Origin of the sequence: Thermobacillus xylanilyticus (assembly GCF_907165215.1) — a bacterium.
Lineage (GTDB): Bacteria > Bacillota > Bacilli > Paenibacillales > Paenibacillaceae > Thermobacillus > Thermobacillus xylanilyticus.
Window position 1 is genome coordinate 68,872 of sequence record NZ_CAJRAY010000024.1, and the last position, 20,698, is coordinate 89,569.

The following is a 20,698-nucleotide window of genomic DNA, read 5'->3' on the forward strand; positions in this document are numbered from 1 at the left end:
ACGAAAAACATGTTGGATCGTTACAGCAGACCGGAGATGCGGGCCATCTGGACCGAGGAGAACAAGTTCCGCGCCTGGCTCGAAGTCGAGCTGCTCGCCTGCGAAGCGTGGGCCGAAATCGGCGTCATCCCGAAGGAAGACGTCGAAGCACTGCGTCGCAACGCCAGCTTCGACATCAATCGGATCTACGAGATCGAGCAGGAGACGCGCCACGACGTCATCGCTTTCACCCGCGCGGTGTCCGAGACGCTCGGCCCCGAGCGCAAATGGGTGCACTACGGCCTGACGTCGACCGACGTCGTCGACACGGCGCTCGGCTACCTGCTGAAACAGGCAAACGCGATCATCCGGCGCGACATCGAGAACTTCATCGCGATCCTTCGGGAGCAGGCGCTCCGCCACAAGTACACGGTCATGATGGGCCGTACCCACGGCGTGCACGCGGAACCGACGACGTTCGGCCTGAAAATGGCGCTCTGGCACGAGGAAATGAAGCGTAATCTCGAGCGGTTCAACCATGCGGCGGACGGCGTCGAATACGGCAAAATTTCCGGTGCGGTCGGCACCTACGCCAACATCGATCCGTTCGTCGAGCAATATGTCTGCTCGAAGCTGGGCACGAAGCCGGCGCCGATCTCGACCCAGACGCTGCAGCGCGACCGGCACGCGGAGTACATGGCGACGCTGGCGCTCATCGCGACGTCCCTGGACAAGTTCGCGACCGAGATCCGCGCGCTGCAGAAGAGCGAGTTCCGCGAAGTCGAGGAGCCGTTCGCGAAAGGGCAGAAAGGCTCGTCCGCGATGCCGCACAAGCGCAACCCGATCGGCTGCGAGAACATTTCGGGCCTTGCGCGCGTCATCCGCGGCCATATGCTCTCGGCCTACGAGAACGTGCCGCTCTGGCACGAGCGCGACATCAGCCATTCTTCGGTCGAGCGCGTCATCCTGCCGGACGCGACGATGCTGATCAACTATATGTTGAACCGTCTGGGGAACATTATTAAAAACTTGACGGTTTTCCCGGAAAATATGAAGCGCAACATGGAGCGCACCTACGGCGTGCCGTTCTCCGGCCGCGTCATGACGAAGCTGATCGACAAGGGCTTCAGCCGCGAGCAAGCCTACGACACGGTGCAGCCGCGGGCGATGCAGGCGTGGGAGACGCAGCGCCAATTCCGCGACATCATCCTCGAGACGCCCGAGATCACGAGTGTGCTGTCGAAGGAAGAGATCGACGACTGCTTCAACCCGTCGTGGCACCTGAAGCATGTCGACACGATTTTTGAACGACTCGGCTTGGCCGGACAGGAGGCTTGAGGCACGCCATGACCCGGCAACCGCTACCCACCGCCGCGGGGCTCGTCGGCGCTCCGCTCGTGTACAAAGGCAAGGTCCGCGAACTGTACGATCTCGGCGAGCATTACCTGATCGTCGTCACCGACCGGATATCCGCGTTCGACTACGTGCTCGAGCCGCCGGTCCCGTACAAGGGGATTGTGCTGAATACGCTCAGCGCCTTCTGGTTCGACAAGACGGCGGCCATCCAGCCCAACCATGTCGTTCACACCGATGTCGCGAAGCTCGGCAGCGTCGCGAAAGACCCGGAGCAGCTTGAAGGCCGCATCATGGTGACGAAAAAAGCGCAGCGGATCGACATCGAGTGCGTCGTGCGCGGCTACATCACCGGCGGCGGCTGGCGGCAGTACCGGCAGTCGCAGGCCGTGAACGGCATTCCGCTGCCGCCCGGCCTGCGCAAGAACGAGAAGCTGCCGGAGCCGATTTTCACCCCGGCGGCGAAGAACGATGTCGGCCACGACGAGGACATCCCGTTCGAGGAGATGGCACGGCGCGTCGGGGCGGAGCTGGCCGGGGAGCTGCGGGAGCGCAGCCTGAAACTGTACGATTTCGCTTCCCGCTATTGCGAGGAGCGGGGCATCATTCTGGCGGACTGCAAGTTCGAGTTCGGGCTGGTGGACGGCCAGGTGGTGCTGATCGACGAAATTTTCACCCCGGATGCGTCGCGCTTCTGGGCGAAGGACCGCTGGGCCCTTGACATCGAGATCGACAGCATGGACAAGGAGCCGGTGCGGACGTATCTGGCGGGCAGCGGCTGGGACAAGAACAGCAAGCCCGATCCGCTGCCGGCGCACGTCGTCGAGGAGACGACGCGGCGGTATCTGGACATTTGCGAACGGCTGACCGGCGAGAACCCGGCGGAATCGATCACAGGAGGCGGAGAAACGCGATGAAAGCCACGGTGTACGTCACGATCAAGGAGAACGTTCTGGACCCGCAGGGGGCGGCCGTACAGGGCGCGCTGCATTCCCTCGGATTCAAGGAAGTCGGCAAGGTGCGGATCGGCAAATACATGGAGCTGACCCTCGACACGAATGACCGGAGCGAGGCGGAGGCGCGCGTGAAGGCGATGTGCGAGAAGCTCCTGGCGAACACGGTCGTCGAAGACTACCGATTCGAACTGGAGGGCTGAGCGGATGCGGTTTGCGGTCATCGTTTTTCCGGGCTCCAACTGCGACATCGACTGCTACAAGGCGGTTGAGGAGACGATCGGCCAGCCGGTCGACTACGTCTGGCACACGGCGACGGATCTGTCCGCCTACGACGCGATCATCGTGCCCGGCGGCTTCTCCTACGGCGATTATCTGCGCTGCGGCGCGATCGCCCGTTTCGCGCCGGTCATGAACGAGGTGCGCAAGGCAGCGGAGGAAGGCAAGTACGTGCTGGGCATCTGCAACGGATTCCAGATCCTGACCGAAGCGGGTCTCCTGCCGGGCGTGCTGCTCCGGAACCGGGAGCTGAAGTTCCGCTGCCATCCGGCGCTGCTCGAAGTGGTGAACAACGAGACGCCGTTCACGCGGGATTATGCGAAGGGCGAGATCGTCAACATCCCGATCGCCCACGGCGAAGGAAACTACTATTGCGACGAAGAGACGCTGGCGAAGCTCGAAGCGAACGGCCAGGTCGTGTTCCGCTACAAGGCGGGCGAGAACCCGAACGGTTCGGTAAGCGACATCGCCGGCATTTGCAACGAAGGCCGCAACGTCGTCGGCATGATGCCGCATCCGGAGCGGGCGGTAAGCGAGCTGCTCGGCTCGTCGGACGGCAAGCGGATGTTCACATCAGTACTCAGCGCATGGAGGGAGCGGCATGGCGCAACAGTTAACGGCTAAGGAACCGACGGCGGAACAGATCGCGGAGTATAAAATTTACCGGGAGTTCGGCGTCAGCGACCACGAGTACGACCTGATCTGCAAGTTCCTCGGCCGCAAGCCGAACTACACCGAAATCGGCGTGTTCAGCGTCATGTGGTCCGAGCACTGCGCATACAAGAACTCGAAACCGGTGCTGAAGAAGTTCCCGGTCTCGGGTCCGCACGTCCTGATGGGTCCGGGCGAAGGCGCGGGCATCGTGGACATCGGCGACAACCAGGCGGTCGTGTTCAAAATCGAGTCCCACAACCACCCGTCCGCGGTCGAACCGTACCAGGGAGCGGCGACGGGCGTCGGCGGCATCATCCGCGACATTTTCTCGATGGGCGCGCGTCCGGTGGCGCTGCTCAACTCGCTGCGCTTCGGCAAGCTGGACAACCCGCGGGTGAAATATTTGTTTGAAAATGTAGTGGCGGGCATTGCGGGCTACGGCAACTGCATCGGTATTCCGACGGTCGCCGGCGAGGTGATGTTCGACGAGAGTTACGAGGGCAACCCGCTCGTCAACGCGATGTGCGTCGGCCTGATCGACCACGACCAAATTCAGCGCGGCGTCGCGAAAGGCGTCGGCAACCCGGTGTTCTACGTCGGACCGGCGACCGGCCGCGACGGCATCCATGGCGCGACGTTCGCGTCCGTCGAGCTGACCGAGGAGTCGGAAGAGAAACGGACGGCGGTGCAGGTCGGCGACCCGTTCATGGAGAAGCTCGTCATGGAGGCGTGCCTGGAGCTGATTCAGTCCGGCATCGTGCTCGGTATCCAGGATATGGGCGCCGCCGGGCTGACCTGCTCGAGCGCGGAAATGGCGGCGAAGGCGGGCAACGGCCTCGAGCTGTACCTGGACGAGGTGCCGCAGCGCGAGGAAGGCATGACGCCGTACGAAATGATGCTGTCGGAGTCGCAGGAGCGGATGCTGTTCGTCATCGAACCGCAGCATGAAGCGAAGGCGCGGGAAATTTTCGAACGGTGGGGCGTCATCTGCGCGAAGGTCGGCAAGGTGACGGACGACGGCCGGCTGCGGCTGTTCCACAAGGGCGAAGTCGTCGCCGACATGCCGGTGAAGGCTTTGGTGGACGATTGCCCGGTGTACCACCAGCGGTCGGAGGAGCCGGAATATTATCGCGCGTTCGCGAACGTGGACACGACGGCGTTCGAGGAGATTGCGGATCTGACCGGCGCATTGAAAAAGGTGCTGGCATCGCCGTCGGTGGCGAGCAAGGAATGGGTGTACAACCAGTACGACTACATGGTGCGGACGAGCACGGTCGTGCGCCCGGGCTCCGACGCGGCGGTCGTCCAGGTGCCCGGCACGCGCAAGGCGCTCGCGATGACGACGGACGGCAACGGCCGGTATGTCTACCTCGATCCGGAAGTCGGCGGGAAGATCGCGGTCGCGGAAGCGGCGCGGAACGTCGTCTGCTCGGGCGCGGAGCCGCTCGCGATCACGGACAACCTGAACTTCGGCAGCCCGGAGAAGCCGGACGTGTTCTGGCAGATCGAGAAGGCGACGGACGGCATGGCGGAAGCGTGCCGGGTGCTGGGCACGCCGGTCATCGGCGGCAACGTGTCGCTGTACAACGAGAATGAGAAAGGCGCGATCTACCCGACACCGGTCGTCGGCATGGTCGGTCTGGTGCACGATCTGGATCACATTACGACGCAGGAATTCAAGGCCGAGGGCGACGTGATCGTGCTCGTCGGCGAGACCCGGGCCGAACTCGGCGGCTCCGAGCTGCAGTACGCGGTGCTCGGCAAGACGGAAGGCCGTCCGCCGCAGATTGATCTCGAAGTCGAGGCCCGGGTGCAGGGCGCCGTGCTGGAAGCGATCCGGCAAGGGCTCGTTGCGTCGGCCCACGACCTGTCCGAGGGCGGCCTCGCGGTCGCGCTGGCCGAGTCGTGCTTCGGCCGCGGTCTGGGCGCGGTGGTGAACGTCGAGACATCGCTGAGAGCCGATGTCGCGCTGTTCAGCGAGTCGCAGTCGCGCATCCTGCTGTCGGCGAAGCCGGAGAAGGCGGATGCATTGGTTGCGCTGCTGGCGGAGAAGGGCGTCGCGCATGCGGTGCTCGGCAAGGTTGAAGGATCGGATCTTGTTGTGCGGGTGAACGGAAGAGACGGCATCGCGGCGCCGGTCGCCGAACTGCAGAAGGTCTGGAAGGAAGCGATCCCATGTCTGCTGAAGAACTGAGCAGTCTGGTTCAGTCTTGGGCCGATGGAAGCTATTACAATGAAGGCGCCGGACGGGAAGACCTGTTCGACAAAGTGCGTGAAGAATGCGGCGTGTTCGGGGTGTTCGGCATCCCGGACGCCGCCGCGCTGACCTATTACGGGCTGCACGCGCTGCAGCACCGCGGCGAGGAAAGCTGCGGCATCTGCACCGTCGACTCGGCGCGGCCGTTCGAGTCGTTCAAGGCGCACCGCGGCATGGGCCTCGTGAAGGAAGTGTTCACGAAGGAAGCGCTCGACGGACTGTCCGGCGACCGGGCGATCGGCCACGTCCGCTACTCGACGTCGGGCAGCAGTGCGCTCGCGAACGCGCAGCCGCTCGTGTTCAAGTACCGGGACGGCGACCTTGCGGTCGCGACGAACGGCAACCTCGTGAACGCGCCGGAGATCCGGGCGGAGCTCGAGGCGGCCGGGTCGATCTTCCAGACGACGAGCGACACGGAAGTGATCGCGCACCTGATCGCGCGCTCGCCGCTCGACTTCGTCGACGCGGTGAAGGCGGCGCTGCAGCGGGTCGTCGGCGGGTTCGCGTTCCTCATCATGACGAACACGAAGCTGATCGCCGCCTCCGACCCGAACGGGCTGCGCCCGCTCTGCATGGGCCGGCTCGGCGACGGATACGTGTTCGCCTCGGAGACATGCGCCCTCGAGACGGTCGGCGCCGAGTTCGTGCGCGACATCTATCCGGGCGAGATGCTCATCCTCGGCGAAGGGAAGGACATCCGCGTCGAGCGGTTCGCGCCGCTGAAACGGCGGGCGGTGTGCGCGATGGAGTACATCTATTTCGCCCGGCCGGACTCGGATGTGGCGGGGATCAACCTGCACGCGGCCCGCAAGCGGATGGGCAGCCGGCTCGCGCTTGAATCATTCGTCGACGCCGACGTCGTCACCGGCGTGCCGGACTCGAGCATCTCGGCGGCGATCGGCTACGCGGAGCAGACGGGTATCCCGTACGAGCTCGGGCTGATCAAGAACAAGTACACCGGCCGGACGTTCATCCAGCCGTCGCAGGAGCTGCGCGAGCGGGGCGTGAAGATGAAGCTGTCGGCCGTGCGCCGGGTCGTCGAAGGCAAGCGCGTCGTCATGATCGACGACTCGATCGTGCGCGGGACGACGTCGCGGCGGATCGTCAACCTGCTGCGCGAGGCGGGCGCCGTGGAAGTGCACGTGCGGATCACGTCGCCGCCGTTCGCGAACCCGTGTTTCTACGGCATCGACACGCCGGACCGCAAGGACCTGATCGCGTCCGAGAAGACGGTGGAGGAGATCCGGCAGGCGATCAATGCGGATTCGCTGCAGTTCCTCTCGAAGGAAGGTTTCATCGAGGCGGTCGTGGGCCGCGTCGGCGCGGGGGCGGCCGTTGCGGTCGGCGCCGGCGTCGGCGGCGGAGCCGGTTCGGCCGCGGCTGGCGGCCGGGGGTTGAATCCGTCGCTGCTGGAGGGACTGGAAGCGGCGGGTTTGACCCCGGCCGAGTTCGAGGCGGCGCTCAGGATCAACGGCGGTATGTGCATGGCGTGCTTCGACAACGACTATCCGACGCCGATCGAGTTCGCGAAGCCTTCGCGGACGTGCAGTTGCTGAGCGGTCGAACGATCGTTGTGAATAAGAGAAAAGTTTGCTTCTATTTCATCCGAATAGGCGGAGTTGCCGGAGATAGGCGAAAATATTTCCACTAATTGCCTGTGAACGCACTAGCGTTGCATCAAACTTCACATCAAGAAAGTTAGGTTGAATAAATTCCTATTTCTGCAAGATAAAGATGCATTTCACCTGTTCAAGGCATAAAAAAGCTCCTATTGTTGAGGTGTAGGCATGTTACCCTACTCCACAACAAAGGAGTCAAACGCATGGGTAACATACCAAGCGACCAGGTGATTTGTAAATGTCTCGATTTGCTCGACATCGATAGCAAACGCCATGATTTCTTAGATTTTCGCACGCAGAAGCTCACGGTCGCAATTTTCGTGAAATTGATGATCGAAGCTCAGTTGAAGCAACACAGCAGCTATGCGGTCATCACCGAACATCTGCGTTCCTCAAGCGTGCTTCAAGAGTACCTCGGGCTTCCGTCGATCAGCGAGTCCCAAATCTCCCGCAAGCTGCGGACCTTGCCGTACATCTACTGCCAGCAGTTGTTTCTAAATGCCGTTTGCAAACTGCAAGAGCTCACCCGAGACGGCAAGGGCATCCCGGGACTCGGCCGACTGCGCATCATCGATTCCACGGAGCTCGCTCTGCCGGAAATTGTCGGCCGCTGGGCGTACTGCTCGAAACACAAAAATGCGGTGAAGATGCATACCCGGCTCATCGTCACCGATCCCGACACGGTTTACCCGGAGCGAATCATCGCTTCCACGGCGGATGTAGCCGACTCCGAAGTCGTGATGGATCTGGTGGTGGACGATGATGCCATCCATGTGATGGACCGCGGGTATATCGTGTACGGCAACTTCGCGCGCTGGACCGAGCAAAACAAGCGGTTTGTGGCGCGCATCCAGCAGCGCAACAGGGTGGAGATCCTGCGCGAACGGCCGGTTCCGGAAGGGGCGAAGGTGTTGCGCGATGCGGATGTCCGCATGGCGTTCCGATGGAACCACGAGGTGAAAACAGCGGACCTTCGCCTGGTGGAATTCACCGATGACCAGGGCAAGACGTACCGCTTGCTCACCAATGTGCAAGACCTTACGTCGGAGCAAATCTGCGAAGTCTACCGACACCGCTGGATGATCGAGCTGTTCTTCAAATGGATCAAAGGCCATCTGAAGCTGGTGAAACTGTACAGCTATGATCCGGAAGCGGTCTGGACGCAGATGTACCTTGCCCTGACGGCCTACGCGCTGGTGCTCATCGTCAAACACATGACCGGAACAACGCGTACACCATGGCAAGTGCTCCGGTTGCTCAGGCTTTACATGAGCCTGAGTTGGGAAGCGTTTCTGCAGGCGTTGAATCGTCAGCCGAGTCGCACCAGCAGAGGGCGCGTGAAGAAAGGCAAGCGAGGCCGACCACGCAAGCATCCGCTGAAGCTAAAACCGGCACGACTGATTGTGAAATAGCACAACCGAGATTTACATTTCCTGGTAACATGCTCTACGTTTATGGCGTCATTCACCTTTTGGCGCTGGACCAGGAAATGCAAATGTAAATATTTTGCTCTCTTTGTTGGTATAGACGAAACCTCCTTTATAAGGAATCCAATGGTAGCTTTAGTGCAACGCTAGTGCTGTGAACGGCTGTGAACGGCCGTTTTCGGGTGAATTTGCCGGAATAGACGAAGAAATTTCCTCTATTTCGGGTGAGAATTGAAAAAATGGAAGAATAAGCGTGGATCTTTCGCTTGTGCGCCTGGCCAAGCCAGGCATCGCAGCGCGTGGAATCAGGTAAAGGCCAACAAAGGAAGCGCCGTGAACAATGGTCAGGTGTACTGGGTGGTGGACGTCGACATCAAGGGGTACTTCGACAACATCTCGCATGAGAAGCTGATGAAACTTGTGGAGATGCGGGTGTCAGACCGAAAGATGCTCAAACTGATTCGCGGGTGGCTGAAAGCGGGGGTCATGAAAGATGATCAGTTTCATGAATCCGACATCGGGAGCCCGCAGGGCGGTGTCATTTCGCCGCTGTTGGCCAATATCTACCTGAACACTCATGATCTTCTGCCGGAAGAAGTACAAGAAGTGGTCGCTGAGACGATCCCGCTTCTACGAGATCCTGAGGGAAGCCAGACTGCGGTCCGCAACCACGTGGCGAAGTACGTATTGCGCAAGGTGAAGAACGTCGGAAAGCCGTATGCGGGAAAACCGCTTGTACGGTTTGATGAGGAGGGGCTGGTCCCCCAGCCCTTTACTCTACATTGCTCCGGTCCGGACGGTGCGACGGGAGGGACCCATACCGCCAGGCGTCCATCATCCGGAGCGGAGCCGCTTCCCGTTCAGCCCCGTGCAGGCCGGGACGGGACCAACAATTGCGAAGGAGTGACCCTGGTGTCGGAAGCGTACAAACAAGCCGGCGTCGACATCGCGGCGGGCAATGAAGCGGTCGAGCGAATGAAGAAGCATGTGGCGCGGACATTCCGCCCCGAGGTGCTGACCGGGCTCGGCGGGTTCGGCGCGCTGTTCGGCCTGAATCTGCAGAAATATGAGGAACCGGTGCTCGTCTCCGGCACGGACGGCGTCGGCACGAAGCTGATGCTCGCGTTCGCGATGGACAAGCACGATACGATCGGCATCGACGCGGTGGCGATGTGCGTGAACGACATCGTGGTGCAGGGCGCGGAACCGCTGTTCTTCCTCGACTACCTCGCCTGCGGCAAGGTCGTGCCCGAGCGCATCGAGGCGATCGTGAAGGGCATCGCCGACGGCTGCGAGCAGTCCGGCTGCGCCCTGATCGGCGGCGAGACGGCCGAGATGCCGGGCATGTACGGCGAGGACGAGTACGACATCGCCGGTTTCGCCGTCGGCATCGTCGACCGCAAGCGCATCATCGACGGCGCAAGCATCAAGCCGGGCGACGCGGTCATCGGGCTCGCGTCGAGCGGCGTGCACAGCAACGGTTTCTCGCTTGTGCGCAAGGTGCTGCTCAAAGACAGCGGCCTTTCGCTGCATGACATGCTGCCAGAACTTGGCGGCGCAAGGCTCGGCGACGTGCTGCTCGAGCCGACGCGGCTCTATGTAAAGCCGGTGCTCAAGTTGATCGAGCGCGTGGAAGTGAAGGGCCTCGCGCACATTACGGGCGGCGGGTTCATCGAGAATATCCCGCGCGTGCTGCCCGAGGGCGTGAACGTCGAGATCGGATACGGCTCATGGCCGGTGCTCCCGATCTTCAAGCTGCTGCAGGAGCGGGGCAAGATCTCGAACCGCGACATGTTCACGACGTTCAACATGGGCATTGGCATGGTCGCCGTCGTGCCCGCGGATCAGGCGGACGAAGCGGTCCGGACGCTCGCGGAGCAAGGCGTCGAAGCGTACCGGATCGGCACGGTGACGCCGGGCAGCCGCATCGTGACGTTCACGGGAGCTGACGTGTAATGGCGAAGCTCAAGGTAGCCGTCTTCGCGTCCGGCAACGGCTCGAACTTCCAGGCGCTCGCCGACGGCGCGCGGGACGGGCGGATCGACGCCGACATCCGGCTGCTCGTCTGCGACAAGCCGAGCGCGCCGGTCATCAAGCGGGCGGAAGCGGCCGGCATCGAGACGTACGTGATCCGGCCGCGCGAATATCCGTCGCGCGAAGCGTGCGAACGCGAAATTCTGATCGAGCTGAAGCGCCGCGGCGTCGAGCTGGTCGTGCTGGCCGGCTACATGCGGATCGTGACGCCGGTGCTCGTGGACGCCTACTACGGGCGGATGATCAACGTCCACCCGTCGCTGCTGCCGGCGTTTCCCGGCCTGAACGGCATCGGACAGGCGCTCGCATACGGCGTGAAGGTGACCGGCGCAACCGTCCACTTCGTCGACGGCGGGCTCGACAGCGGGCCGATCATCGCGCAGGAGGCGCTGGCGGTGGAGCCGGGCGACACCGAGGAGACGCTGGCGGCGCGCATCCACCCGATCGAGCACCGGCTGCTGCTTGAGGTCGTGCAGCACTTCGCGGAAGGCCGCATCCGGCTGAACGGACGGCAAGTGACGATCGAATCTTGAGCGTGCGGGGCGGTTGAAAGCCGGCTGCAACGGAACTGTGTTCCGTTAGCAGCCGCAGATAAGGGCGGCCCCGGCGGTCGAATGCCGCCTGCAACGGCACGACGTGCCGTTAATTCGCCGCAACAACATGTGCGGACCGTCAATAACGGCACGGGATGCCGTTAATTGCCGTCATCGGCCGCCAAGACGGCCTCATGCCGCCCAATAACGGCACCTTGTGCCGTTAAATCACCGCGCCGCTCCGCGCTGGCAAGCGTTAACGGCACGGGATGCCGTTAACAGCCGATACCGTGACGGGCATGGCATCGAAACCAAACGAACGGGCGCCTGCTGATCCGCATCGCGGGGCGGCAGCGGATCCGCCCGGCAAAACCCAAGGATAAGGATGGGGACGATGAGCGAAATTTACGAACTGAACCTCCGGTACGGGATGAACCCGCACCAGAAGCAGGCGAAGCTGACGAACGGCGGCAAGCCGCTGCCGATCCGGGTGCTGAACGGCGAGCCCGGCTTCATCAACCTGCTCGACGCGCTGAACGCGTTCCAGCTTGTGCGCGAGCTGCGCAAGGCGACGGGCCTGCCGGCCGCCGCGTCGTTCAAGCACGTCAGCCCGGCCGGCGCCGCCGTCTATTCGCCGCTGACGCCGGAACTGGCGAAGGCGTACTTCGTCGACGGGATGGAACTGTCGGAGCTGGCGACCGCCTACGCGCGGGCACGCGGCGCGGACCGGATGTCGTCCTTCGGCGACGCGGCCGCGCTGAGCGACATCGTCGACGTGCCGACGGCGAAGCTGCTGAAGCGCGAAGTGTCCGACCTCGTCGTGGCGCCGGGATACACCGAGGAAGCACTGGCCATCCTGAAGGAGAAAAAGGGCGGCAAATTCCTCATCCTCGAGATCGATCCCGACTACGTGCCCGACCCGATTGAGACACGCACCGTCTTCGGCCTGACGATGCAGCAGGAACGGAACGACGCGGCGATCGACGATTCCGTTTTCGAGACGATCGTGACGGAGAACAAGGAGCTGCCGGAGAGCGCGAAGCGCGATCTGCTCGTCGCCCTCGTGACGCTGAAATATACGCAGTCGAACTCCATCTGCTACGCGCTGGACGGCCAGACGATCGGCATCGGCGCCGGCCAGCAGTCGCGCATCCACTGCACGCGCCTCGCCGGCGACAAGGCGGACCGCTGGTATCTGCGCCAGCATCCGACCGCGCTGAACATGAAATTCCGCCCGGGCCTGTCCCGCGCCGAGCAGAACAATGCGATCGACCTGTGGCTTGAGGACGTGCTGACGCCGGTGGAACAGAAGAGCTGGGAGCAATGCTTCGAAGAAGTGCCGCCGCGCCTGACGCCGGAAGAGAAGCGCGAATGGCTCAAGGGGCTGAAGAACGTTTCCTACGGTTCCGATGCGTTCCTGCCGTTCCGCGACAACCTCGACCGGGCGAGCCGCAGCGGCGTGAAATACGTCATCCAGGCCGGCAGCTCGCTGCGCGACGAAGAAGTCGTGAAGGCGGCGAACGAATACGGCATGGTTATGGTGTATTCCGGCGTCCGGCTGTTCCACCACTGATTCCGCCACGAAGGGAGAAAGCGGCACAATGACCACCATCACCAATCTCGACAACCTGAAGGCGGAAGCGGAAGCGAACGCCGAAGCGCTGAGGAGCAACCGCTATCCGGGCCGCGGCATCATCATCGGCATGACGCCGGACGGCACCCGGCTGGTGCAAGTGTATTGGATCATGGGGCGGAGCGAGAACAGCCGCAACCGGATCTTCGTCCTCGAGGAAGACGGCAGCGTCCGCACCGAGGCGCGCGATCCGGCGAAGCTGACAGACCCTTCGCTCATCATTTACTACCCGGTAAGGCAATCCGGCGGTGCCCACATCGTGACGAACGGCGACCAGACCGACACGATTGCGGACGCCATCGCAAGCGGCGGCACGTTCGAAGACGCGCTCCGCACGCGCACGTTCGAGCCGGACGCGCCGAACTTCACGCCGCGCATTTCCGGCATCGTCCAGCCGGGCGACAAATCCGCCGCCTACAAGCTGGCGATTCTGAAGTCAAACCGCGGCAGCGAGGCGCTCGCGCAGCGGCATTTCTTCACGTACGAGCAGCCGCTCGCGGGCTTCGGCCATCTCATCCACACGTATCAGGGCGACGGCAATCCGCTGCCGTCCTTCGAAGGCGAGCCGAAGCTCGTGCCGCTGTTCGACGACGCCAATCAAACCCTTGACTACTACTGGCAGCGGCTCGACGAAGAGAACCGCATCTCGCTGCTCGTGAAGACGATTCCGATTGACGGCGGCGAAGCGGTGATCACGATCCGGAACAAGGCATAAGGAGGCTCACGCGGTGAACATTCTGGTCATCGGCGGCGGCGGGCGCGAGCACGCCATCGTCTGGTCGCTGGCGGGGAGCAGCAAGGTGTCGAAGCTCTACTGCGCGCCGGGCAACGCGGGCATCGCCAAAATCGCCGAATGCGTGTCGATTGGCGTCATGGATTTCGACAAGCTCGTCCAATTCGCGAAGGAGCGGGCGATCGACCTCGTCGTCGTCGGCCCGGACGACCCGCTGGCGGCGGGCATCGTCGACGCGTTCGAGGCTGCGGGCATCCCGGCGTTCGGTCCGAACAAGGCGGCGGCGGAGATCGAGGGCAGCAAGATTTTCATGAAAAGCCTGCTGCGAAAATACAACATCCCGACCGCACGGTACGAGACGTTCGACGATTACGAGACGGCGCTGGCGTATCTGCGGCAGCAGCAGCCGCCGATCGTCGTGAAGGCGGACGGCCTCGCCGCCGGCAAAGGCGTCACGGTCGCGCGCACGATGGAAGAAGCGGAAGCGGCCTTGCGCGGCATGATGATCGACAAGGTATTCGGCGCATCCGGCACGAAGGTGGTCATCGAGGAGTTCCTCGAGGGGCAGGAGATGTCGATCCTGTCGTTCGTCGACGGGTTGGCGGTGCGGCCGATGGTGCCGGCGCAGGACCACAAGCCGGTGTTCGACGGCGACAAGGGGCCGAACACGGGCGGCATGGGCACGTACACGCCGCTGCCGCATATCGATCCGGCCATCATGGACGAAGCGGTCGAACGCATCATCAAACCGACGGCGGCTGCGATGGTGAAGGAAGGTCGGCCGTTCCGCGGGGTGCTTTTTGCCGGGCTGATGGTGACGAAGGACGGACCGAAGGTGATCGAGTTCAACGCCCGGATGGGCGACCCCGAGACGCAGGTCGTGCTGCCGCGGCTCAAGACCGACCTGCTGGACATCATCCTCGCGGCGATGGACGGAAAACTCGATCAGATCGCGATCGAGTGGAGCGACGAGGCGGCTGTCTGCGTCATTCTGGCATCGGAAGGGTACCCGAGCTCCTACCCGAAAGGGCGGCCGATCGAAGGCATCGACCGGGCGGAAGCGGCCGGCGCGCTTGTCTTCCACGCGGGAACGGCGCTTCAGGACGGCGGCATTGTGACGTCCGGCGGCCGGGTGCTCGGCGTCGTCGGCCGGGGCCGGGACATCGAAGAAGCGCGGAACCGGGCGTATGAAGCATGCAGTCAGATCCGGTTTGAGGGCATGCACTATCGGAAAGACATTGCGGCGAAAGCGCTGGGTGCGATGAAAGGCTGAACGGTCAAGGCGGGAAGCGGATGCTCAAGGCTTCCCGCTTTTTTACGTTTTGCGGGTGCGGTTTTGCGGTGAGGTTGTTTGCAGCGGCGCGGGAATGGCAGCCAGATGATTGTGCAGCGTTTCCACCATTTGCTGGCGGCCGTCCGGAGAGGTATCCTGCCAGATCAGCTCAAAAAGCACGCCGAGACCCGGCAGCGTCCGTTCATCCGCCCCGACCGAGCTGTCGATGATGTCGAGCAGATCTTCGGACGATTTGTCATGCACCCGCTGGATGATCGCCTGACGCAGATTGAGCGTGTTCACGCGTAATCCCCCCGAGAGCGAGAAGTTCCCCATTACTATGCCCGGCGCGGGGCCTGTTCATCCTCACGCCGCCCATGCGCTGTGCTATAATGGGACATATTGCTTAGGTGTGACAACTGCCGGAAGGAAGGAGCTTATTTCGATATGGCCAAGGCGGCGAAAAAACAGTTCGCGGTCATCGGCATGGGCCGTTTCGGCACCAGCGTCGCCCAGTCGCTTGCGCGGCTCGGCTACGAGGTGCTCGCGATTGACGTCAGCGGCGCGCGCATCCAGGACGTGGTGAACAAGGTCACCCACGCGGTGGCGGCCGACTCGACCGACGAGGAGGCGCTGCGTGCGCTCGGCCTCCGCAATTTCGATGTCGTCGTCGTCGCGATCGGACAGGACATCCAGGCGAGCATCCTGACAACGATCATTCTGAAGGAGCTCGGCGTCCCGTACATCATCGCGAAGGCGCAGAATGAGCTGCACGGCAAGGTGCTGAGCAAGATCGGCGCGGACAAGGTGATTTTCCCCGAGCGGGACATGGGGCAGCGCGTCGCCCACAACCTGATTTTGCCGAACCTGCTCGATTTCATCGAGTTGTCGGACGATTACAGCATTGTGGAGCTGGAGGCCCCTCCGGTCATGGTCGGCAAAAATCTGAAGCAGCTCGACATCCGCGCCCGGTTCCGATGCAACGTCATGGCGATCAAGACCGGGGGACGGATGAACATTGCGCCGAACGCGGAAGATTCGATCCGCGAGGGCGACATCCTCGTCATCGTCGGGAAGAACGGCGATCTGGCGCGGCTCGAGCGGCACTATGCGGACAACGGGAAGTGAGAGGAGCGGCATGGCGGACATCAACCTGATCCCGATCACGTCGGCGCAGAATCCGAAGGTGAAAGCATGGGCGTCCCTCCTCGAGAAAAAACACCGCGACCGCACCGGCACGTTTCTTATCGAAGGCGTCCATCTGCTGCAGGAGGCGCTCAAGGCGGAGGGGCTCGTCTCGATCGAGGCGATCGCCGTCGACGACGAACGCGGCTGGCCGGAGGAACTGGCGGGCGCGCGCCTGCCGGAGCGGACGCCGGTTTACGCGCTCCCGGCGTCCGTCATGGCGAAGTGCACCGGCACGGACACGCCGCCGCCGGTGTTCGCCGTCGTCACGAAGCCGCGATATGGACATGACGCGCTGCTTAGGGAAGGCGGCTTCGTCGTCGCCCTCGACGGCGTGCGCGACCCGGGCAACGCGGGCACGCTGATCCGCGCCGCCGACGCGGTCGGCGCCGACGCCGTCGTGCTCGGCCGCGGCTCGGTCGATCCGTACAACCCGAAGACGGTCCGCTCGACGATGGGCTCGCTGTTCCATCTGCCGGTGGTGGAAGGCGATCTGGCCGAGCTGCTGCCGGAAGCGAAGCGGCGCGGCGCCCGGCTCGTCGGCGCCAGCCTCGACGCGCGCCAGTCGTGCTACGCGTTCGACTGGCGGCCCGCCTGCTGGCTCCTGCTCGGCAACGAGTCGAACGGGCTCTCCCCGGCCGTCTCCGCGCTTGTGGACGCGCATGTGCTTATCCCGATGCGCGGGCAGGCGGAGTCGCTCAACGTGGCGATGGCGGGGGCGGTGCTGATGTACGAGGCGATGCGGCAGCGGTATTTTGATCCCGAACGGCGGTCATGATCTCTGACGGCTGTAAGCGGCGGATTCCAATCGGATGCTGGCGGCCGTAACGAAACTCAGCAACGTTATTTCGGCGAAATGCGATCATGGCGAATACTAACGAAACAGAGACACGTTATGATATGGATTTCCGTCCGAAACGCCGCCCCGAACGTTGAATAGCGTGTCCCGGTTTCGTTAGAGATGCGGGCAGGCTGTTTTTTGGGCATATAACGTTTCTCCGTTTCGTTACGGTCTGCTGCCTTCCGCATCGGCATGCAGGAGTGATGTCGGGCCCATCCGTCGGCTGCTTGTTAGGCTTGACATGCAACTAATAAGTTGCATATAATGCGGGTATGATAAAGGACAACAGGGACGCCGTCTTCAAAGCGCTGGGCGATCCGACCCGGCGGATCATCCTGGATGAGCTGGCCGAGCGAAGCGAAATGACGCTGTTCGAGCTGACGACGCGGCTCATCATGAAGCACAATCTGTCCATCACGCGGCAGGGCATCGCGAAGCATCTCGCCGTGCTGGAGGAAGCGGGGCTCGTGCAATCCGTCCGAAGAGGAAAGTATCGCATGATCCGGTTCAACCGGGAGCCGCTCAGGGACCTGCTCAAGGGCTGGCTCGACTGACGCGGCATTTTGGACATGGAGGAATTGGGATGAAGATCGTGGTGACCAGCATTTTCGTCGAGGATCAGGAGCGGGCCCTGGAGTTCTACACCGGGAAACTCGGCTTCGTCAAGAAGCATGACGTCCCGATGGGCAAGCACCGGTGGATCACGCTGGTGTCGCCCGAGCAGCCGGACGGCGTCGAGCTGCTGCTGGAACCGAACGAGCATCCCGCAGCAAAGTCGTATCAGAAGAAGATCTTCGCCGACGGCATTCCGGCGACGATGTTCGGGGTGGATGACATCCAAGCGGAGTATCAGCGGCTGGTCGAAGCGGGCGTGACGTTTACGATGGCGCCGACGACCATGGGCAATGTGACGGTTGCCGTCTTCGACGACACCTGCGGCAACCTGATTCAGATGGTCCAGAACAATTGAAGCACAAAAGAACGGGATGATGCGTTGAACGAGTCCGTTCATCATCCTGTTTCTGGATAAGCCGAAACAACCGGAAAATGAAGGCCGTCTCGCGGGGAGACGGCCTTTCATCGTGGCCGTTATTTCGATTCGCCGTTCAGGTACCGGTAGAACGCCGCGTTGACCCAGAACGTGTAGGTCGAGTACGTGATGTCCGGATCGTCGGTGCTGTAAGCCTCGGCGATGTCATCGGCCTGGTCGATGAGCGAGAACGACTCCAGGTAGTACCGCCCGTCGGACAGCTTGTTGTTGGCAATCAGCCTGTAGTCGCCCGCCGGTCGCACATTCGAATAGTACAGCGGCTGCCACCACGAGCCGTAAATCAATCCCGGCTGATCGTCTTCGTTCTTCTTCGCGTACGCCAGGATGATGGCGTCGAACCGGTCGCGGTCCGCGGTATTGCGGAATTCGAAGATCAGTTCGTATTCCTTGGCGTATTCGATGTAGTTGCCGTTGGCGATCTGCCGGACTTCGTAGTACTCGGATTCGCCGGGATCGCCCCATTCTTTCAGGTAGACGAAGGCGGACGTGCGCGGCTCGTACTGCACCTTGGCGTCGATGCCTTCGCTGCGCAGCAGGGCGATGAGCTGCAGCGCGTGCCGGATGTCGGAATGGGCATACGTAATCGTCAGCTCGTCGATGAAGTTGCTCTCGTACCGCGAGTCGCGGATCGTGTAGCCGGTGACGAGGTTCTCCTCGAGCGCCCGGTCGCCGATGGCTTGAAGTTCCGGAGCCTTGACGATGACGCTCGCCTGATATGCGTTCAGCAGTTCGTTCAGGATGTTGTCGTCGCTCACCCAGCCGATGTACCGTTTGTACGCGCCGCGGCTCTCGAGCGTCTTGCCCAGCAGGACGGCGGCATACTCGGCGGTCGCCGTTCCGCGCTCGCGGATCAGGTCGTAATGGTCCGCCGGCACGAGGCCGGTGTCGATGGCGGCGGCGAGTTCCTGCGCGCCCTGCAGCCCCAGCAGCGCGGCGCTCAGGTTGAACGGCGCCAGCGTCCGATCTGCCTTGTCCGCGGGGTAGGTGTAGGCCAGTTCCTTCAGGCCGGCCGCCTTGACCGCGATCTGCGCGGCGTTGATCGCCGTCAGCGGCGCCTGCGGGTTCACCGTGCCGCCGGAGATGATGCCTTCCCTGTACAGCGCGGCGGCCGCCGCATAGTAGACGCTGGAAGCCGGAACGTCGTCGAAGACGGCGTCATCGGCGGCTGCGGCAGCTTCGGCTCCGTCGGCGGTTTCGGCGTCTTCGCCGGTCTCCAGCCGGAGCGCTGCGGCCGTCGCGGCGATGAAGTCGCCTTTCGTGGGGGCGTCGCCGAATGCGATGCCGAACTTGTCTTTCAGGAACAGCGCATAGTCTGCGGCGGTTTCCTGTGCCAGGCCCTGAGCGGCTGTGGAGACGGCGGTGCTGCCGGACCCGGAGACGGCGGACACGCCGCCGGCGGCGGAAACGGCCGGGACGGACAGCAGCAGGACGGCGGCCAGCGAAGCGGGCAGCAGCCTGCGGACCAGTTGGTGAAGTCGGATGGACATGGCGGTACCTCCTCGGGTTGATTCGGATGATAAATCCTAGTAAAATAGTATGTAAAATCGGGTTAATCCTAGCAGAGGATTGGAACGGCTGTCAAGACGGAATAAAGGCAATCGTTGCGCTTATTTCCGGGCTGAGTGCGACTGAGGCGGGAAATCGTGCCGGAATCGACGACATTTTTCGACAATATCGCGCTTTTCCATTGACAAAGCCTGAGCCAGTCCCTAGGATTAAACTGACAAACATTTTGAAATGGAGAGAACCTGTCGTGAAAAGAGCGTCCTTACTGGTGCTGCTTGCCGTGCTGGTCGTCTCGCTTCTCGCGGCCTGCGGCGGCGGAAATAGCGGAAATAACGGAAACAGCGAAGGAAACAATGGAAGCAATGCGCAGAACGCCAATGCAGGTGCGGGCGCGGACAACGTCGGAGGTGACACGGAAGGTCCGAAGAAACGCGTCGCGCTCGTGCTGCCGGAGAAGATCGGCGTCAACGCGTTCTTTACCCAAATGGTGGACGGGCTGAATCAAGCCGCCGAAGAGTTCGGCGTCGAGGTCAAGACGATCGAATCGACGGACCCGGCCGCATTCGAGCAAAATCTGCGCGCCGCCGTCGCCGACAATTACGACCTGATCATTACGAGCAGCTTCACCGCGGTCGATGCGCTGACGGTAGTGGCCGCCGAAAATCCGGACAAGCCGTTCGCCATCATCGACCAGGCGTTTGACGCGCCGAATGTCCGCAGCATCGAGTTCCGCGAGCACGAAGCCGCTTACCTGCTTGGTGCTGCCGCCGGTCTTGTCACGAAGACCAACACGGTCGGCGCGGTCGTGGCCATGGACATCCCGCTGCTCAGCAAATATACGAGCGGTTTCGAGCAAGGGCTCAAACATACGAATCCGGACGCGAAATTCCTGGTCAACTATGTCGGCAACTTCACCGATCCGGCGAAGGCGAAGGAACTGGCGCTGCTGCAATATGAGCAAGGCGCAGACTTCATCGCCGGCATGTCGGCCGTCAGCGACAACGGCGTCTTCGAAGCGGCGAAAGAGAAGGGCTTCCTGACTTCCGGCCAGGACGTCGACCGCACGGTCGAAGATCCGGAGCACATCATTCTGTCCCAACTGAAAGAAACCGATACGGTCGTCTACGAGACGGTGAAGGACTTCGCACAAGGCAACTTCACGTTCGGCACGGTCAACTACGGCCTTAAGGAGAACGGCGTCGGCCTGACGTTCGTCACGGCGGAGTCGCCGTCGCCGCTCAGCGACGCGCTCGGCCAGGAGAACGTCGAGACGCTGAAGAAGATCCGCGACGACATCGTTTCGGGCGCGATTACGGTCATCAATCCCCTCGAACAGCAGTAAAGCATCTGACGATACGGTGTTTCATACGCTAGCAGCCGGCTGCCGG

Annotated in this window: 19 protein-coding genes and 1 pseudogene; 18 read left to right on the forward strand and 2 right to left on the reverse strand. The window is 62.5% G+C overall.

All coding sequences use genetic code 11. The features are described 5' to 3' along the window. Window positions 1-9 precede the first annotated feature (9 nt). From purB to purD, 13 genes and pseudogenes are all read left to right on the forward strand, one after another. Window positions 10-1,317, forward strand: a complete 1,308-nt coding sequence (gene purB, locus KJQ12_RS05305; protein ID WP_213483779.1) for an adenylosuccinate lyase — start codon at window positions 10-12, stop codon at window positions 1,315-1,317. 8 nt (window positions 1,318-1,325) lie between these two features. Continuing rightward, the gene (locus tag KJQ12_RS05310) at window positions 1,326-2,249 is read left to right on the forward strand and encodes a phosphoribosylaminoimidazolesuccinocarboxamide synthase (protein WP_213483780.1); all 924 of its coding nucleotides are present in this window, start codon (window positions 1,326-1,328) and stop codon (window positions 2,247-2,249) included. Then, complete coding sequence (gene purS / locus KJQ12_RS05315; RefSeq protein ID WP_015255894.1) at window positions 2,246-2,488, forward strand: phosphoribosylformylglycinamidine synthase subunit PurS; 243 nt, start codon at window positions 2,246-2,248, stop codon at window positions 2,486-2,488. Before KJQ12_RS05310 ends, purS begins: the two co-directional genes overlap by 4 nt. A gap of 4 nt (window positions 2,489-2,492) precedes the next feature. Next, window positions 2,493-3,188 carry a phosphoribosylformylglycinamidine synthase subunit PurQ gene (purQ, locus tag KJQ12_RS05320; protein ID WP_213483781.1) on the forward strand — a complete coding sequence of 232 codons (696 nt, stop codon included), beginning with the start codon at window positions 2,493-2,495 and terminating at the stop codon, window positions 3,186-3,188. Continuing rightward, the gene (gene purL / locus KJQ12_RS05325) at window positions 3,166-5,412 is read left to right on the forward strand and encodes a phosphoribosylformylglycinamidine synthase subunit PurL (RefSeq protein WP_213483782.1); all 2,247 of its coding nucleotides are present in this window, start codon (window positions 3,166-3,168) and stop codon (window positions 5,410-5,412) included. The genes purQ and purL overlap by 23 nt, the downstream gene beginning before the upstream one ends. Continuing rightward, window positions 5,394-7,031 carry an amidophosphoribosyltransferase gene (gene purF, locus KJQ12_RS05330; RefSeq protein ID WP_213483783.1) on the forward strand — a complete coding sequence of 546 codons (1,638 nt, stop codon included), beginning with the start codon at window positions 5,394-5,396 and terminating at the stop codon, window positions 7,029-7,031. Before purL ends, purF begins: the two co-directional genes overlap by 19 nt. Before the next feature lie 266 nt (window positions 7,032-7,297). Then, window positions 7,298-8,506 carry an IS4 family transposase gene (locus KJQ12_RS05335; RefSeq protein WP_052330039.1) on the forward strand — a complete coding sequence of 403 codons (1,209 nt, stop codon included), beginning with the start codon at window positions 7,298-7,300 and terminating at the stop codon, window positions 8,504-8,506. Between the two features lie 246 nt (window positions 8,507-8,752). Next, a pseudogene (locus tag KJQ12_RS19745) lies at window positions 8,753-9,085 on the forward strand (reverse transcriptase domain-containing protein); the annotation flags it as partial. Between the two features lie 348 nt (window positions 9,086-9,433). Further along, window positions 9,434-10,477, forward strand: a complete 1,044-nt coding sequence (gene purM / locus KJQ12_RS19555; protein ID WP_244860447.1) for a phosphoribosylformylglycinamidine cyclo-ligase — start codon at window positions 9,434-9,436, stop codon at window positions 10,475-10,477. Next, window positions 10,477-11,088, forward strand: a complete 612-nt coding sequence (purN, locus tag KJQ12_RS05345; protein ID WP_213483785.1) for a phosphoribosylglycinamide formyltransferase — start codon at window positions 10,477-10,479, stop codon at window positions 11,086-11,088. The genes purM and purN overlap by 1 nt, the downstream gene beginning before the upstream one ends. A gap of 385 nt (window positions 11,089-11,473) precedes the next feature. Beyond that, window positions 11,474-12,661, forward strand: a complete 1,188-nt coding sequence (locus tag KJQ12_RS05350; RefSeq protein ID WP_213483786.1) for a phosphoribosylaminoimidazolecarboxamide formyltransferase — start codon at window positions 11,474-11,476, stop codon at window positions 12,659-12,661. Window positions 12,662-12,689: 28 nt separating this feature from the next. Next, window positions 12,690-13,436 (forward strand): IMP cyclohydrolase, encoded by a 747-nt coding sequence (locus KJQ12_RS05355; protein ID WP_213483787.1) that lies wholly within the window; start codon window positions 12,690-12,692, stop codon window positions 13,434-13,436. A 13-nt stretch (window positions 13,437-13,449) separates the two neighbouring features. Next, window positions 13,450-14,727 carry a phosphoribosylamine--glycine ligase gene (purD, locus tag KJQ12_RS05360; RefSeq protein ID WP_213483788.1) on the forward strand — a complete coding sequence of 426 codons (1,278 nt, stop codon included), beginning with the start codon at window positions 13,450-13,452 and terminating at the stop codon, window positions 14,725-14,727. A gap of 42 nt (window positions 14,728-14,769) precedes the next feature. Here purD and KJQ12_RS05365 read toward each other — a convergent pair whose 3' ends face one another. Next, complete coding sequence (locus tag KJQ12_RS05365; RefSeq protein WP_015255885.1) at window positions 14,770-15,030, reverse strand: small acid-soluble spore protein SspI; 261 nt, start codon at window positions 15,028-15,030, stop codon at window positions 14,770-14,772. 144 nt (window positions 15,031-15,174) lie between these two features. On the opposite strand from KJQ12_RS05365, the gene KJQ12_RS05370 reads away from it, so the two are divergent. The 4 genes from KJQ12_RS05370 (at window position 15,175) to KJQ12_RS05385 (ending at window position 17,723) form a co-directional block, all read left to right on the forward strand. Beyond that, window positions 15,175-15,855 carry a potassium channel family protein gene (locus tag KJQ12_RS05370; protein ID WP_015255884.1) on the forward strand — a complete coding sequence of 227 codons (681 nt, stop codon included), beginning with the start codon at window positions 15,175-15,177 and terminating at the stop codon, window positions 15,853-15,855. Window positions 15,856-15,865: 10 nt separating this feature from the next. Next, window positions 15,866-16,690 (forward strand): TrmH family RNA methyltransferase, encoded by an 825-nt coding sequence (locus KJQ12_RS05375; protein WP_213483789.1) that lies wholly within the window; start codon window positions 15,866-15,868, stop codon window positions 16,688-16,690. Window positions 16,691-17,028: 338 nt separating this feature from the next. Further along, the gene (locus tag KJQ12_RS05380) at window positions 17,029-17,307 is read left to right on the forward strand and encodes an ArsR/SmtB family transcription factor (protein WP_213483842.1); all 279 of its coding nucleotides are present in this window, start codon (window positions 17,029-17,031) and stop codon (window positions 17,305-17,307) included. A 29-nt stretch (window positions 17,308-17,336) separates the two neighbouring features. After that, window positions 17,337-17,723: a VOC family protein gene (locus KJQ12_RS05385; protein ID WP_213483790.1), complete on the forward strand. Its 387-nt coding sequence runs from the start codon at window positions 17,337-17,339 to the stop codon at window positions 17,721-17,723. A 119-nt stretch (window positions 17,724-17,842) separates the two neighbouring features. Here KJQ12_RS05385 and KJQ12_RS05390 read toward each other — a convergent pair whose 3' ends face one another. Beyond that, window positions 17,843-19,291 (reverse strand): S-layer homology domain-containing protein, encoded by a 1,449-nt coding sequence (locus KJQ12_RS05390; RefSeq protein ID WP_213483791.1) that lies wholly within the window; start codon window positions 19,289-19,291, stop codon window positions 17,843-17,845. Window positions 19,292-19,557: 266 nt separating this feature from the next. Between KJQ12_RS05390 and KJQ12_RS05395 the strand changes: the two genes are divergently transcribed. Next, window positions 19,558-20,652 carry a BMP family lipoprotein gene (locus KJQ12_RS05395; protein WP_213483792.1) on the forward strand — a complete coding sequence of 365 codons (1,095 nt, stop codon included), beginning with the start codon at window positions 19,558-19,560 and terminating at the stop codon, window positions 20,650-20,652. Window positions 20,653-20,698: the final 46 nt, after the last annotated feature.

What these genes read in the sequence shown, in the direction of transcription:
- KJQ12_RS05385 (WP_213483790.1), top strand. Translation starts at nt 17,337, where the DNA reads ATGAAGATCGTGGTGACCAGCATTTTCGTCGAGGATCAGGAGCGGGCC.
- purB (WP_213483779.1), top strand. Translation starts at nt 10, where the DNA reads ATGTTGGATCGTTACAGCAGACCGGAGATGCGGGCCATCTGGACCGAG.
- purS (WP_015255894.1), top strand. Translation starts at nt 2,246, where the DNA reads ATGAAAGCCACGGTGTACGTCACGATCAAGGAGAACGTTCTGGACCCG.
- purL (WP_213483782.1), top strand. Translation starts at nt 3,166, where the DNA reads ATGGCGCAACAGTTAACGGCTAAGGAACCGACGGCGGAACAGATCGCG.
- purF (WP_213483783.1), top strand. Translation starts at nt 5,394, where the DNA reads ATGTCTGCTGAAGAACTGAGCAGTCTGGTTCAGTCTTGGGCCGATGGA.
- KJQ12_RS05310 (WP_213483780.1), top strand. Translation starts at nt 1,326, where the DNA reads ATGACCCGGCAACCGCTACCCACCGCCGCGGGGCTCGTCGGCGCTCCG.
- KJQ12_RS05335 (WP_052330039.1), top strand. Translation starts at nt 7,298, where the DNA reads ATGGGTAACATACCAAGCGACCAGGTGATTTGTAAATGTCTCGATTTG.
- KJQ12_RS05375 (WP_213483789.1), top strand. Translation starts at nt 15,866, where the DNA reads ATGGCGGACATCAACCTGATCCCGATCACGTCGGCGCAGAATCCGAAG.
- purN (WP_213483785.1), top strand. Translation starts at nt 10,477, where the DNA reads ATGGCGAAGCTCAAGGTAGCCGTCTTCGCGTCCGGCAACGGCTCGAAC.
- KJQ12_RS05355 (WP_213483787.1), top strand. Translation starts at nt 12,690, where the DNA reads ATGACCACCATCACCAATCTCGACAACCTGAAGGCGGAAGCGGAAGCG.
- KJQ12_RS05370 (WP_015255884.1), top strand. Translation starts at nt 15,175, where the DNA reads ATGGCCAAGGCGGCGAAAAAACAGTTCGCGGTCATCGGCATGGGCCGT.
- KJQ12_RS05390 (WP_213483791.1), bottom strand. Translation starts at nt 19,291, where the DNA reads ATGTCCATCCGACTTCACCAACTGGTCCGCAGGCTGCTGCCCGCTTCG.
- purQ (WP_213483781.1), top strand. Translation starts at nt 2,493, where the DNA reads ATGCGGTTTGCGGTCATCGTTTTTCCGGGCTCCAACTGCGACATCGAC.
- KJQ12_RS05350 (WP_213483786.1), top strand. Translation starts at nt 11,474, where the DNA reads ATGGGGACGATGAGCGAAATTTACGAACTGAACCTCCGGTACGGGATG.